Source organism: Bacillus pumilus (genome assembly GCF_024498355.1).
GTDB classification, from domain to species: Bacteria; Bacillota; Bacilli; order Bacillales; family Bacillaceae; genus Bacillus; species Bacillus pumilus_P.
This window is the reverse complement of record NZ_CP101833.1, coordinates 1075930-1089674: the sequence shown is the minus strand read 5'-3', so window position 1 is coordinate 1089674 and position 13745 is coordinate 1075930. Positions and strand designations below refer to the sequence as shown.

The window sequence follows — 13745 nt, the reverse complement described above, 5'->3', positions numbered from 1 at the left end:
TCAATATTTAATATTATTTACCGATATTACAAATAAAAGTCATTCACTCAAAAGGAGATGTTTGTCATGTTCAAAAAGAAAATGGGGATTTTACTGCTTACCGGCCTCTTCATCGCTACACCTCTCTTTCAATCACCTGCACAAGCAAGTGAAGCCTCTACGAAACAAACAAAATATTATACAGAAGAATTAGAGCACCTGTACCCTGACAGTGATTATGCAAACAATGATACGATGGAAAAAGCTCAATTCTTACAGCATTCCCTTCATCTGAGTAAAACGTATTTATATCATGAGGGCAGTATCTCTTCTATGGATGACATCGATTTTTACCGTTTCACCAGCTCCAAATTTGATGGAGCAGATGGCCGCTTTTCTATTAAACTCGTGAATGTGAAGTCTGGAAATGATTTCGACCTCTACCTTTACAATAAGAACGGGTCACTTGTGTCTTCCTCTGTGCGGACAAACAACCAAAACGAGATCATTCATATGCCGAAAATTGCCGCCAGCACTGATTACTACCTATCCGTTAAACCAAAACGATTATTAAATGAAGAAGATAACATGTATCGTATTGTGTTTGATAAAAGCATTGAAAAAGGCACAACCAAACGATATGGATCACCTGCCACACTTAACAGCTTCAATGAATCCGGTTCTCCAAATTCTTCTTTTGATTTAAGCAGCTTGCCTCAGGATGCCGTCGTGACTGGTCTTTCCTTAGAAGCTGAAAAAGGCAGTACAAACGCACACAATTATGTATTCACCGTTTCTTCCTTAAAAGACGGGACAGTGAACGTACCTTGGAATGGACAAAAAGTGGACATCTCTTCTTATAAAACAAGTCAGGTTCCGGCAAAAGATCGCTTTTTTGTGTCTTTCAATGCGACAGAGGTTCCTCAGTTGATTGGTGGACGATTAATCAAAGTGGGCGTTGTGTCGATTAAAAACTTGCAGCTCACCTTTGAATATGAATACAACCGTGACCTGAATTATTAATCCGACAAAAAGGAAAAGGATCTCCCTTTTCCTTTCAGATTGTTGACAAAGGGCTAAAATGATCTTGATTTTAGCCCTTTGTCTTCTTTTCAGCGTGATAGAAAACCTTTGTAGTCTAGGAAGGACGAGTACCGGAGCGGAGCGAATTTGAGATTCGTGAGCACCGGCACGCAGGACTGACACCGAATGCGAGGGTTTGTCTACACGCTGAAAGGAAAAGGAGCCCCCTTTTCCTTTTTCTTATGACTTCTTATGGTACGATACAGATAGATCAATTCAGCTAAGAAGGAGTTGCGTGTATTGGCAAACGTTATTCAACGATCATTAACACTTGGTGACATACCAGATCTCATCGCACTGTCAAAAGAGGTAGACTGGCCTGATTACAATGCAGAAGAACTCACATCTCTTTTAACAAATGGACATTTTACAGGTTTTACAACAACTGACGGACAAGTGATCTCATGTGCAGGACTTTTCCAATATGACAGAGTCGCGTCAATTGGGGCTGTCATTGTATCGGAGACACATCGCGGCTTAGGCCTTGCACGTAAAATGATTGACACCTTGCTTCGTCAAAGTGATCAGAGCGTTCCTGTCGTTTTAACGGCTACTGCACAGGGGCAGCCGGTTTACGAAAAGATCGGGTTTCACACGGCCGGTTACATTCATACATACAAAGCACAGAAAACAAACCCTTCGGCACTTCGCGTGTCAGGTAAGATCGACCTTTCTCCTGCTGGTGAAACGCACCTTCCGTCCATTGAAGCACTTGACGAGAAAGGTGCAGGCACCAATCGAGCAAGCTTTTTAAAAAAACGAATGGAACGAGCAGCGTTCCGGCTGATCGCAAAGGATGAACATCACGAAATAACCGGCTTTGCCTTTGGCGTCGAAACGCCAGCCAATCTGATGATTGGCCCGCTTGCAGCAAACGATGAACAAACGGCGCTTTCACTCATCCAATCGCTCATCTCGTCTTATTCTGGTGCCATTCGTTTAGATATGCAGGAGGAAACAGCTGAGCGCCTGCATACATCACTTATAGAAGCAGGGTTTACGAAAACAAACAAAGCGCATTTTATGATGATTCGCGGAAAAGAAAAGCAGAACGATCCGGCGCTTCTTTATTTCCTTGCTTCTCAAGCATTTTCTTAAAAAACCAAAAAGCTGTTGACAAAGGGCTAAAATAAACTCATTTTAGCCCTTTGTCTTCTTTTCAGCGTGATAGAAAACCTTTGCAGTCTAGGAAGGACGAGTACCGGAGCAGAGCGAATTTGACATTCGTGAGCACCGGCACGCAGGACTGACACCGAATGCGCGAGGGTTTGTCTACAGCTTTTCTTTTTTACTTCTCGCCAACGGATGAAAGAACATGAGCGAGTGCATTTGTGACCTTCCCATGCTCTGACGCATGCGGCCGGTCGTCTCCATCTCCATAGCCATAATCAATCATTCGATTACGGTTTAAGCAAAGCTTTGTCAACTGAGGCTGGAATAGATCAAATAATTCAAAACGGTCCTTTAGCTGCGGGAATTGCTCTTGATAATGCTGAATTTCTTCTGCAAGCAAGCGCCAAAGAGTGGTTTCATCTAACAGCTGATGATTGTCTAACACGTTTGATACGTAACGCAGGTTACAAATAAACAATCCTGTAAAGATAAATTGTACTAGACCTTCCGGCGGCTCACTGCGCAGCACTTCTTTTAACTCTTCTTCTAGTGAAGCTAATTCAGGCAGCGGCTGATCACTAATGTTCACATCGTCAACGAAATCTTTGATCGCCAAACGATGCGGCCGATGATCTTTTAACACAAGAATCGTATTTTGCCCGTGCGGTGAAAAGACTGTACCGTATTGATACATAAAATGCAGCAGCGGCGGCATCACGACATGGAAAAATTTCGCCATCCATTCTTTTGCTGAGAGACCTGATTTTTCAATGAGCTGTTTAATATACGGCTCTCCTTCATGATCCTCATAAGTGAGTGCCGCAAGTGTAACAGGGCACTCCCCTTCATCTAAGTACGTATAAATGCTTTCTCTAAAAATCACACCGAGCATTTCAAGATATTGATACGGCGCACCAGACAATTTGCTGTAGTATGGATGATCGACATTGATACTTGCATTCTCACCTGGTAAAATCACGCGGCATACGTCAGATAAAAATGAGTCTTGATCAGCAATCCCTTTAATATGCGCTGTAATACGAGGGGCGATGACTGTACGTTCTGACGGAAGCCCTCGGTACACAAGTGTATTTAAAATACTCATTGGCAGTTTAATATGATGCTTACCTTTATTTGAAATGTTCGTAAAGGTTCTGATCGACTGCTGCGGAATATATTGATCAAGCCCCTCTCCTACATACACAATGCGGCGCATGGCCAAATCTTCTGGGAAATGCTGAATAATCATATGAGTCCACTGCCACTTATGAACAGGCATCATATAATAATCAGCCGCATTCAGCCCTTCATCCTTTAAGACGCGGTGAAACTGACGAATGGTCAGTTCATCTAATTCTTTTGCGATCACTTGTTCATAGTTTTCATGTTCAACCGCATGGAATGTCGCAAGTTCTTTGTGAACAGCAATCCAAGACAGCTGCACACTTTCTTGCCTTTCAGGTGCATAGGCTAAGTAATCATCGTAACTGAATCCAATGCGCCCTTTGTTATACACAATCCAAGGATGCCCTGTCATTTCTCCTTCGATCCAGGCGTAATCTGTATCTGTCAGTTCATCCGCACGAAGTGCTTTTTTCGACAGCAAATGAACATCTGCTAACAGGGTATGATGAAGCTCTTTGATCAGATGGCCTGTTGTGTCAGAAGACATTGGAATGATCGGCTGGATGTCCAGTAAAAACACAATGGCACTGACATCCTTTGTCCATTTCCCGTCTTGACAGCACTCGATCGATTCAGCGATCGTATCATAACTATCAAACAAACGAGGTTTTGCGAGATAGCGATATTTCTTATGTTCATGAATGATTAATTCATATTGAGCGATGCCATCCTTACGATCTAGCTGAACGGGATGAAGCATGTCCTCATACATGTATTCAGACAGCATTTTTGCCACCATTCGCTGGTTTGCCTTTTTCCAAGCAGCAGGATTCACCGCTTTTTTCAATTCATCTTGTACACTCATCGCTTCATCCTCCTTAACCTTTGATTTCTTCAAATGTGTTTGCGTTCTTGTGTGTACCAAATGTCTGGAAGACGTGCTTTTGATATAGTGGATACACGGTTTTTCGGGCAAGTTCATTGATAATCACACTGTTTCGGTAAGCCCCAAGCCCTAAATCTGGTGCGCCGACCCCATGTGTATGAAGCTCTGCATTTTGCACAAAAATATCATTTTCACCCATTGTGTTTGTTTTCAGGCGATATTCACGTTCAACTTGGAATCGTCCTTGATCATCCCACTCAATGTGGTGGGCAATCGGATCAATGAACGGCGGCAATACCGATTGGTAGCCAGTCGCCAAGACGACAATATCCGTCTCATGAGTAAAGGATTCCTCTTTTATCCATTGAGAGCAGGAAATCGACAAGCCATCCGCTGTTTCCTCAATCAAGTTGACCTCGGTCATCGCTTGCAGCACCGTGTTCAACTGTTCTCCGCAGGCAGAACGTTCATAAAGCAAGTGATAAATATCACGGATCATCGCAGAGCTGATGCCTTTATACAGCAAGTCTTGCTGCTTTAATAACGCGTCTTTTTTTGTTTGCGGAAGCTCATAAAAGAAATCAATATAGTCTGGAGAAAAATACTCAAGTCCAAGGTTTGAATATTCCATTGGGAAAAACCCTTTAGACCGTGTGAACCAGTGAATATCCTTCGCCTCATCATCTGATAAAATGTCATAAAACACTTCTGCCGCACTTTGACCAGAGCCGATGACCGTCACAGACTTTCCTTTGAAACAGCCTTCTTTCTTGCGTTTTAAATAGTCAGCAGAATGAAACACCTTATCTCCTAAAGCTGGCTGGAGCGATGCTGGTATCGCCGGCTGCGTGCCAATTCCTAAGACGAGGTGCTTACTTTCAAACACCTCTACGGTTTGATCTTTCACATGACGGACATGCACTTCATATCGCTTTTCTCCTGCCTTCTCGATCAATGAGACAGATTCAACATTCATACCAAACCGGCAAGAGTCTAATTGGTCAGCGACCCAGCGGCAATAATGACTGTATTCCTTGCGCGGGATATGGAAGTCCTCTAGGAAGTAAAATGAATACAAACGGTTTTGCTCCTGCAAATAGTTGAGAAAGCTATATTTACTTTTCACATCTGCCATGCTGACAAGGTCCGCTAAAAATGGGACTTGAAGTGTCGTCCCTTCAATGAGCATACCTGGATGCCAATGAAAGGCTTCACTTCTTTCAAAAAACAAAGCGTCAATTTCATTTACTTCTTCAGATAGTGCGGCAAGCCCTAGGTTAAATGGGCCAATGCCAATCCCAATTACATCCACTACATTATTTTGCTTGTTGAACCACGTCATGGTTATACTTCCTTTCAAATCGATCTCGATCACAAAACATCAAAAGCCCTGTTTTATCAGGTAAAGTAACTGGTTTTACACGTTCAAAGCCGCATTTTTCAAATACATGAATCATTTTTTCATTGCGAATATCCGGTTCAGCAACAATTTTTTCTGTTCTTTTGTTCTGCTCAAATTGAAATGCTGTCATCGCCTGAAGCAGCGGCGCAGCAAATCCTTTTCCGACATAATCTGGCTCCCCTATTAACAGATGAATTCCTTGATCATGCGGAGAAGGCTGATAGTAGGATTCAATCACATCACCTTTGACGTTGTATGCCTCAAAATAACTCATCGGCGTCCCGTCAATGGTTCCTAAATAAAGGGTCTGATGCGGATCATGAATCGCCTGATAAAAATGCTTTTCAAAAGCAGGAAACGGAATATTCAAATGCCAAAATGGGTGAACGTACTCTTCTTGCATCCACTTATGGACAAGCCGGACGTCCCTTTCATATTCAGCGCGAATGAACTTAATACGATGCCTCATCCAATCAGCGCCTCCTTATGTAAAAAGAGCGGATTCAATACAGATGTGTATCGAGACTGTGTTTCCAGAGACCCCGTCAGCTCATCCATATCTTCAAACCTTGTCAGCAAATTCGCTTTTGAAGGCAGTTCCTTTGAGCGGAGAAGGCTGTTTGTCAGGTCAGATGCACCATATTTCTCTTCATGAGCGAGCAATGTGTCTCTAACAAGTGCCAGCAAAACCTCTTCCTTTGCCAGCCCCTCTGTGCCAAAGCCGTTAATGAGACCAAATAAATGATTAAAGAAGAAATAATAACGCAGTCTCTCAACGGCAACATCATCAGCACAAATGGTTTCACTTCTGACGCTCAAGTTTTGGACAAGATTTGCGAGTTTATCCTTTTTCGATTCACTATAATAGTAGCCTTGGTTATCACGATAATAGAATGTGTCTGGATAACCAGCCTTCAGCTGTACGACAGCATTTTGCTGATGTGCTTCCAGCGCAAGACCATACGTTTCAAACAGCCAGAGCATCGGCTCTAACGAAATGGTTAAATATTGTCTAAACCAATCTTGGCTGACAGCCTCCGTTGACCGGCCTTCTGCGTCTGCAAGTTCATGAATGATCCCTGCTAATCGCGATTTTCCTCCATACGCATGATCCTGGCATAGCCCAGCAATTAAGCTTGCGCCTTTTTCATGATGCAAAAATGGATTTTGACGAATGACCACTTCAAAGCCAGATTCAGCCTCATCTCCTTGAATGGATAGATACGCTGGATCTTCAATCACCCGGAATCCAGAGAATTTGTCATATAAAGAAACGCCCAATTCAGTTTTTAAAATGCGAGACATCTCAACTCCGCGATCAAGTTCCTTTTGTTTGTTCACACGTAAGGAGTTCGTAATTTTCACAGGAACAGAGAATTTGAGCATGTAAGCAGAGTCCTTTTGATAAACGGTTCTAAACGAAGAGGTCGCTGTGTATTCAGACCCTAGCGGCCCTAAATAAGTCAGTTTCCCTCCATCCACATAACGCTTTACGAACGCTTTCTCCATGACCACTTTGACTTGTAGCGGGTGGATCGGAATGAGGACATATTCTCCGTCTTCTGTTAATGTATGCAGTCTCTCTTTTTCTTCTGGCACCTGGCGTGAGAGCTCCTCTAGCATGAGGTTTGCGGCAGACTGTGAAATAGAAGAATCCTGAAGCACGATAGAATGGTGCGCTTTAAAGTAATGAAGCTGGAAAGACCCTTTCAGCTCAGGAGAATAAACCGCTTCCTCCTCTTCTGTCATTCCCTGTCTGCTCTTTGGTGTAGGATGCGTTAAATGTCCAAGGAGAAGTGACTGCTCCGCCTCAATATACTCAAAATCAGCTTGAGAAAGAGCCGTTCGATCACTTTCTCTCTCTTTTAAGAATCGTTCAATATTCCGGCAGCTTAAAATGATGCGAAGCATGAATTCATCCTCTGCATCTGTCCGGCCATATTCAATGAGAAGCTCCTTAGAACATAAAGCAACAAGTGTTGTGTAATCGACAATCGTGCCTTCTTGTTCACTACCTTGCGGGCGAAAGCGAATCGGAAAATCAAATAGATGACGGCCTACAGGTGAAAAATATCGGATCGGAATCACAAGCTCAAGATCTTGCTTTGCTAGTTTTGCCACGAATACAAGTGAGCCATCTACTTTGGTCTCTTTTTTTGCAGATCGATCGATTCCTGTTTCACGTAAAAAACAGTTTAAAAAGCTTTGCATGGTTGCATTTTCAGCCATTTGTTTATATTGACTCAACGTAGTACCCTCCCGGATTGAATATGAGCGATCCCGATATCAATGATGTCAGAAAGGATTTCCTCAATATGTGTGATTGTCGTTCTCGGATTTAACAAAGTGAATTTCAAGCATGTTTGACCATCAACCACTGTTTTTGCAACGACAGCAGTACCTGTTTGGAATAATGTCCGGTGAATGATCTTATTGATGTCATCCTCTCGATGATCATCTATAAATCGAAACACAACCGCATTGATCTCTGGCTCAGGATTGATCACCTCAAGGTGAGCATTTGTTTCAATGAGCGCAGCCACATCCTTCGCAAAAAGGATCGTATGGTCTATGATGTCGCCAAACCCTTCTTCTCCAATAAGACGAAGTGAGAGAAGTAATTTCAGTGCGTCAAATCGGCGCGTTGTTTGGACAGATTTATTCACGAGATGTAGAATTCCTTCCAGCTCATCTTCCTTTGGATTGAGATAATCTGCATGATAATCAATCAAACCAAAATGTCTTTTATCCTTTAGCAAAAATGCCCCGCAGGAGATCGGCTGATAAAATTGTTTATGAAAGTCGATCGTGATCGAATCAGCAAGCTCAATACCGTCTAATTTACTTCGGTAGGTTTCGCTTAACACAAGTGCTCCGCCATATGCAGCATCTGCATGAATCCACAGGCCGTATGGCTTGACGATGTCATACACATCTCGAACCGGATCAATACTGCCAAAATCAGTTGTCCCGCAAGTCGCCACTACCGCAAATGGCAGCAGATCACGCTCCTTTAACTCAACCAGCTTCTGCTTCAAATCATTGAGGTCCATTCGGTGATGCTCATCGGTCTCTACCAGTACGACTGCCTGTTCCCCTAAACCTAGCTGGGATGCTGATTTTTTCACAGTGAAATGAGCATTCTTAGAGCAGAGAATCCGCATACGGTGAGCTTCGCTCGGTAAACCTTTCTGCTGAACATTCCATTGCCATGTGTTTTCGCAAAATGCATCTCTCGCAAGCAGCAGTCCCATATAGTTAGATTGGGTTCCGCCGCTCGTAAATGTCCCATCTGCTAGATCTCCATAAGAAAACTTCGCACACAGCCACTTTAGGATTTCCTCCTCCACCAAAGAAGCAATGCCGCTTTGGTCAAAGGAATCCATCGATTGGTTAAAGGAACTTACCATCACCTCTGCTGCAAGTGCAGGAATGAGGGGCGGGCAATGAAGATGTGCCAAGCATTTAGGATGTGACACATCAACCAAATGAGGCAAAAGGTGTTCTTTTATATCTCGAAAGACAGAATCAATTGATTCACCAGACGGTTGAAATTGAAATAACGATTCGACACTAGCCGCTAATTTCCCAGGCAATATTCCGCTGTACGGTCCTGTGTCTTTTTGCCACTGGGCCAGTAAGCTGTCGATGGATGTATGGAGAGCCGCTTGGAAGGACTCTCTCCCAAGCTGGCTTTGATTAATAAATAATGAATCAACAGAAGGCTTAGTTGATTGCATCGTAAACTGCCTCTTTAAAAATAGCGATGACTTTTTCAAGCTGTTCTTCTGTCATGATCAATGGTGGTAAGAATCGAATTACACTTCCGAAACGGCCTCCTGTCTCCACAATTAAGCCTTTATCGAAGCAATTCTTTTGAATGATACTGGCTAGCTCTGGATTCGCTGGATAGCTTCCGTCCACATCCTGTTTCTCATTTGGATTGACGACTTCAACGCCAATCATTAAACCTCTTCCACGTACATCACCGAGTGCAGGCACTTGTTTTTGGATGTCTTTTAGATGAGCCTGCATACGATCACCTAATTGGTCTACATGATCAAGCAGATTGGATTCTTTTATAAATTTAAGCGTAGCGGTTCCAGCAGCCATCGCCATTTGATTTCCTCTAAATGTGCCAATATGTGCTCCTGGATTCCATTGATCCAAGTCTTTATCATAAATCACAACTGAAAGCGGCAGACTTCCACCAATTGCTTTTGATAATACAATGACATCTGGCACTATTCCTGCATGTTCAAAGGCAAACATCTTCCCTGTTCTGCCAATGCCTGATTGAACCTCATCGATAATGAGCGGAATTCTTTTTTCTTTTGTGATTCGTCTCATTTCTTTCATCCATTCAATGGATGCTGGTATTGAGCCGCCCTCGCCTTGCACGGCTTCAAAGATCATACCTGCAGGCGGAAGAATGCCGCTTTCAGGGTCATTTAATACACGCTCAATATAAGAGCTGGAAATGCGGTGCGAATCTTTACCACCAATCCCAAATGGGCAGCGGTATTCATATGGATAAGGCAGGAAATGAACATCTGGCATTAAACCTTGCACTCTTTCCTTTGGAGATAAGTTGCCGCTTAATGACATCGTGCCATGTGTCGCACCATGATAAGCCCCGTGGAAGGAGAGAATCGAACGATTTCCTGTCGCTGTCTTGACTAATTTAATGGCTGCTTCTATCGCATCACCACCAGTAGGTCCACAAAATTGGATTTTCGCTCTTTTTGCAAACTCCTCTGGCAAGTGAGAAAAAATCTCATTCACAAATTCTTCTTTAATTTCTGAGGTTATGTCCAACGTATGCAATGGTCTTTTTTCATGAAGCATACGTTCAATAGCTTCTATAACAACAGGATGATTGTGACCAAGTGCAAGTGTTCCTGCGCCTGCCAGGCAGTCATAAAACTCTCTGCCATCCGCATCTGTCACGATCATACCTTCGGCTTTTTGCATGGCTAATGGGAACCGTCTCGGATAAGACCTTGCATTAGATTCTCTTTGATTTTGCTGCTCTAAAAACTGCTGATTTTTAGAAACGGTTTTGATGGACATAATAAAACACTCCTCCAATTGATAAAGATTATCATTTTCATTTACTAGACTAGAGGATATGCGATATGAAAGTCAATTGTATTCAAAAAGATGATTCGAAAATCATATGAATGCAATATTTTCTTTTTTACGGGTATTTTCGTGTATCTTTTACAAACATCTACTGCCGTAAGGAGATGAACGCTTGATCGTGAAAATGTTGAAAAAAATGACAAATCATTCTTCCTGGTTCTTTTGTTCTACTCGTCACTGAGTGCTTATTTTATACAGAAAGCTGGATGAAATGAATGTAGAAAAAAAGCAATAACACAATTTTTTATTGATATAAATGGTTTTAATGGTATAATTTCTCTGAAACGAAAGGGAATCGAGGGAGATCTGATGATTGTAACGAAGCATGATCTTCACCACTACTTGTCACAGGATAAGAAAGCATTAGCCATCACGCACAGAAGACCAAAGTGGTTTGGGGATGATATATGGAAATATCAGAGGTATTTACGAAAATATGAATACTATACAAATAGCGGAGCCACATTACGCAAATGGTTTTACCGCTATTTACATAAAAAGAAAGGCATGCAGCTTGGCTTTGATATTCCGATTGGCGTCTTTGGCCCTGGGCTCAGAATCAATCATACTGGTCTTTTGATTGTGAACAAGCATGCAAAAATCGGGGCATTTTGTGATATTCATCAAGGGGTGAATATCGGTCAAAACCATCATGAAAATGATGTCCCAACCATCGGAGATCATGTATGGATTGGCCCTGGTGCTAAGCTGTTTGGAAACATCTATATTGCGAATCATATTTCAATTGGAGCAAATGCAGTGGTGAATCGTTCCTTTCATGAAGAGCAGATGATCATTGCAGGTGTGCCTGCTCAAAAGGTAAAAGAAAAAAGCCCTTCTTCATGAAGGACTCTGATAAAAAAGAATCATACCGATCAAAACAGAGATCAGCAGCATGAGGTAAAACAAGATGGTTAAAATGAGAATCGTCCAGCCGAGTCCCTTCCTTTCTGTCTTGATCAAGTAAATACCAAGAACGATTGTACTAAATAGCACGCCTAAAATGGCCCACAGCCATTTGTCTTTGCCATGCTTTGGCGCATCAAACCATAAATAAATGGCAACAGCAAGTGATACGAATAAACCCGTAATTCTCAAGATTCAAACACCCCCTTATGTACACGCGTGCTCTCTATTATGCATTTGAGTATCCAATGATCAGCAATAAGAAGTAAAAGACATAGACTAGAATGAAAATAGAATAGATGATAATGGACACGATCAGAACCGTCCAGCCCAATCCTTTTCTTTCTGTTTTGATGAGGTATACTCCAAGTGTAAAGAGCCCGAATAAAAGGCCTAAAATGGCCCAAAGCCATTTATTCTTCCCATGTTTAGGCGCATCTACAAATAGATAAATGGCCACTATAATCGACACAAACCATCCGGTCATCCAGCGCAACTCATTCGCCACCCTTCTTTTTTAGTTTATTCAATTATACGCTACTTTTGTCCTAAAAATAAAAATAATTATTCAGTGGTATGGCGCGGGAGGCTTTGCCATTCCTCTCTCAGCATCCCGTAACGCATAGAATCATAATACTCTCCTTGGTAGTAACGGACCTTTCGCAGTCTTCCCTCAAGGGTAAACCCGCATTTCTCCGCGCACCGCATCATGCGTTCATTACCAGACCAGGTGGTGAGACCGATTCGCGGGATATTAATGTATGAAAATAGCTCATCTATCCATAGACTTAACGCCTTTGTTCCAACTCCTCCATTCCAAAAGCGTGAGTCATAAATAAGAATCCCGCATTCAAGCCAGCGTGTTCGTTCATTCTCCCAATAATAAGAAACGGTGCCCTTCATTTCGCCACCTATGACAATGCCATATAGCTTTGGCGGAATGGCGTCATCCTGTACGTATCGTTTCTTAAATGCAGCAAGCGGGATCTCGTGTTCATGAAAATAAGGTGCATTCCACTTTCGATAGGACTGGTCTGGTGCTTTAAATTTCAAATGCCACACCACCTCTAAATCAGTTTCGTCTAATGGGCGTATGCTCACAAACTCCTCTTTTCTCCCTTTCATCATTTCACGTTCCTTTACTTTGTCGTTCTTCTTGCTAGATGACGGTATTGGATAGGCGGCATGCCTTCATTTTGCCGAAACAGCTTAGAAAAATAAGTAGGGTCGTCAATACCTACACGTTCTGCAATGGCCGCTATTTTTTCATTCGTTGAGGCAAGCAGGCTTTTGGCTTTTTCGATTTTGAGACGATTGATGTACTGGTTAGGAGTCAGTCCATACACCGTCTGCATGCATCGTGTGATGTAATCAGGATGATAATGAAGCTTCTCTGCCAGCTGCTTCATTTGTAATTTTTTCATAAAATGGCGCTCGAGATAGTGAACCACTTCTGATGCGACGGTCTCCTTTGCACTTGGAATATGAAATGCTTCTTTTTGTAAATGAATGAGCAGCTCCTCAAATTGAAGCTGTTTTTTTAACGGAAGTTCAGACGCGTCATCATTCAACGCCCTCATAGCTGAAAGGTGCTTCTCTAACACGCTTCTTCCTTTCACTTTTCCTTGACGTGGCAGGCTAAATTCATATTTTGCGGGTTTTTCAAAGGTGGCTTGATTTTGTTTCATATCAAACCAGTGTTCTCTCGGCCGGTTCGTAAACTCAAATGGATCAATTGAGAAATGCAGCCACTCATAATGGGTTTCTTCTTCGCATGGCAGATGTCCACCGTGAGACAGGCCGGGTGATAGAATGATATATTCTCCTTCTTTTACGTGATGAGCCGCCTCATCCTCTGTTATCCATAGTTTACCTTTTGTGACATAGAGAAGATCAAATACAGTGAAGATTCTAGAGATATGTCTTTCTCCTTGATGAAATATGCCTTTGCCTGAAGCAATATAAACCGGAAACGGCGGTACAGTAAATGTAATAAATAGATCCATATTCATCCCCTTATGAAGTCGGATTTCTCCAATAAGTTTCGGTTTCATCTCTTCTTATTATAGTCGAAGCAAGGTACACTATAAATCGGATTTATACGAA

The 13745-nt window shown here is 42.4% G+C and carries 13 protein-coding genes; 3 read left to right on the top strand and 10 right to left on the bottom strand.

The annotated features are described in order from the left end of the window. Window positions 1-66: 66 nt before the first annotated feature. Together NPA43_RS05345 and NPA43_RS05340 are read left to right on the top strand one after the other, a co-directional pair. On the top strand, window positions 67-1002 hold the full coding sequence (locus NPA43_RS05345) for an anti protein (protein WP_249705441.1): 936 nt from the start codon (window positions 67-69) through the stop codon (window positions 1000-1002). 300 nt (window positions 1003-1302) lie between these two features. Next, the gene (locus NPA43_RS05340) at window positions 1303-2160 is read left to right on the top strand and encodes a GNAT family N-acetyltransferase (protein WP_099728861.1); all 858 of its coding nucleotides are present in this window, start codon (window positions 1303-1305) and stop codon (window positions 2158-2160) included. Between the two features lie 190 nt (window positions 2161-2350). Here NPA43_RS05340 and NPA43_RS05335 read toward each other — a convergent pair whose 3' ends face one another. From NPA43_RS05335 to NPA43_RS05310, 6 genes are read right to left on the bottom strand one after another with little or no spacing between them, the layout of a single operon-like run. Continuing rightward, window positions 2351-4165: an IucA/IucC family protein gene (locus tag NPA43_RS05335; RefSeq protein ID WP_256499451.1), complete on the bottom strand. Its 1815-nt coding sequence runs from the start codon at window positions 4163-4165 to the stop codon at window positions 2351-2353. 13 nt (window positions 4166-4178) lie between these two features. After that, the gene (locus NPA43_RS05330; protein WP_230030927.1) at window positions 4179-5528 is read right to left on the bottom strand and encodes a lysine N(6)-hydroxylase/L-ornithine N(5)-oxygenase family protein; all 1350 of its coding nucleotides are present in this window, start codon (window positions 5526-5528) and stop codon (window positions 4179-4181) included. Then, window positions 5503-6057: a GNAT family N-acetyltransferase gene (locus NPA43_RS05325; protein ID WP_099728163.1), complete on the bottom strand. Its 555-nt coding sequence runs from the start codon at window positions 6055-6057 to the stop codon at window positions 5503-5505. Before NPA43_RS05325 ends, NPA43_RS05330 begins: the two co-directional genes overlap by 26 nt. Further along, window positions 6054-7835, bottom strand: coding sequence for an IucA/IucC family protein (locus tag NPA43_RS05320; RefSeq protein ID WP_230030928.1), 1782 nt, complete (start codon window positions 7833-7835; stop codon window positions 6054-6056). The genes NPA43_RS05325 and NPA43_RS05320 overlap by 4 nt, the downstream gene beginning before the upstream one ends. Continuing rightward, window positions 7832-9328 carry a pyridoxal phosphate-dependent decarboxylase family protein gene (locus NPA43_RS05315; RefSeq protein ID WP_230030929.1) on the bottom strand — a complete coding sequence of 499 codons (1497 nt, stop codon included), beginning with the start codon at window positions 9326-9328 and terminating at the stop codon, window positions 7832-7834. The genes NPA43_RS05320 and NPA43_RS05315 overlap by 4 nt, the downstream gene beginning before the upstream one ends. Further along, window positions 9315-10661 (bottom strand): aspartate aminotransferase family protein, encoded by a 1347-nt coding sequence (locus NPA43_RS05310; protein ID WP_230030930.1) that lies wholly within the window; start codon window positions 10659-10661, stop codon window positions 9315-9317. Before NPA43_RS05310 ends, NPA43_RS05315 begins: the two co-directional genes overlap by 14 nt. A gap of 381 nt (window positions 10662-11042) precedes the next feature. Between NPA43_RS05310 and NPA43_RS05305 the strand changes: the two genes are divergently transcribed. After that, a complete protein-coding gene (locus tag NPA43_RS05305) occupies window positions 11043-11579 on the top strand; it encodes a serine O-acetyltransferase (protein WP_230030931.1) in 537 nt (178 codons plus the stop codon). On the opposite strand, the gene NPA43_RS05300 is transcribed toward NPA43_RS05305, so the two are convergent. The 4 genes from NPA43_RS05300 to NPA43_RS05285 form a co-directional block, all read right to left on the bottom strand. Beyond that, on the bottom strand, window positions 11574-11831 hold the full coding sequence (locus NPA43_RS05300; protein WP_099728158.1) for a hypothetical protein: 258 nt from the start codon (window positions 11829-11831) through the stop codon (window positions 11574-11576). The two genes, NPA43_RS05305 and NPA43_RS05300, sit on opposite strands and share 6 nt — an antisense overlap. 37 nt (window positions 11832-11868) lie before the next feature. Next, window positions 11869-12126, bottom strand: a complete 258-nt coding sequence (locus NPA43_RS05295) for a hypothetical protein (RefSeq protein WP_099728170.1) — start codon at window positions 12124-12126, stop codon at window positions 11869-11871. A gap of 77 nt (window positions 12127-12203) precedes the next feature. Continuing rightward, on the bottom strand, window positions 12204-12764 hold the full coding sequence (locus NPA43_RS05290; RefSeq protein ID WP_230030932.1) for a GNAT family N-acetyltransferase: 561 nt from the start codon (window positions 12762-12764) through the stop codon (window positions 12204-12206). 14 nt (window positions 12765-12778) lie between these two features. After that, window positions 12779-13645, bottom strand: a complete 867-nt coding sequence (locus NPA43_RS05285) for an AraC family transcriptional regulator (protein WP_256499657.1) — start codon at window positions 13643-13645, stop codon at window positions 12779-12781. Window positions 13646-13745: the final 100 nt, after the last annotated feature.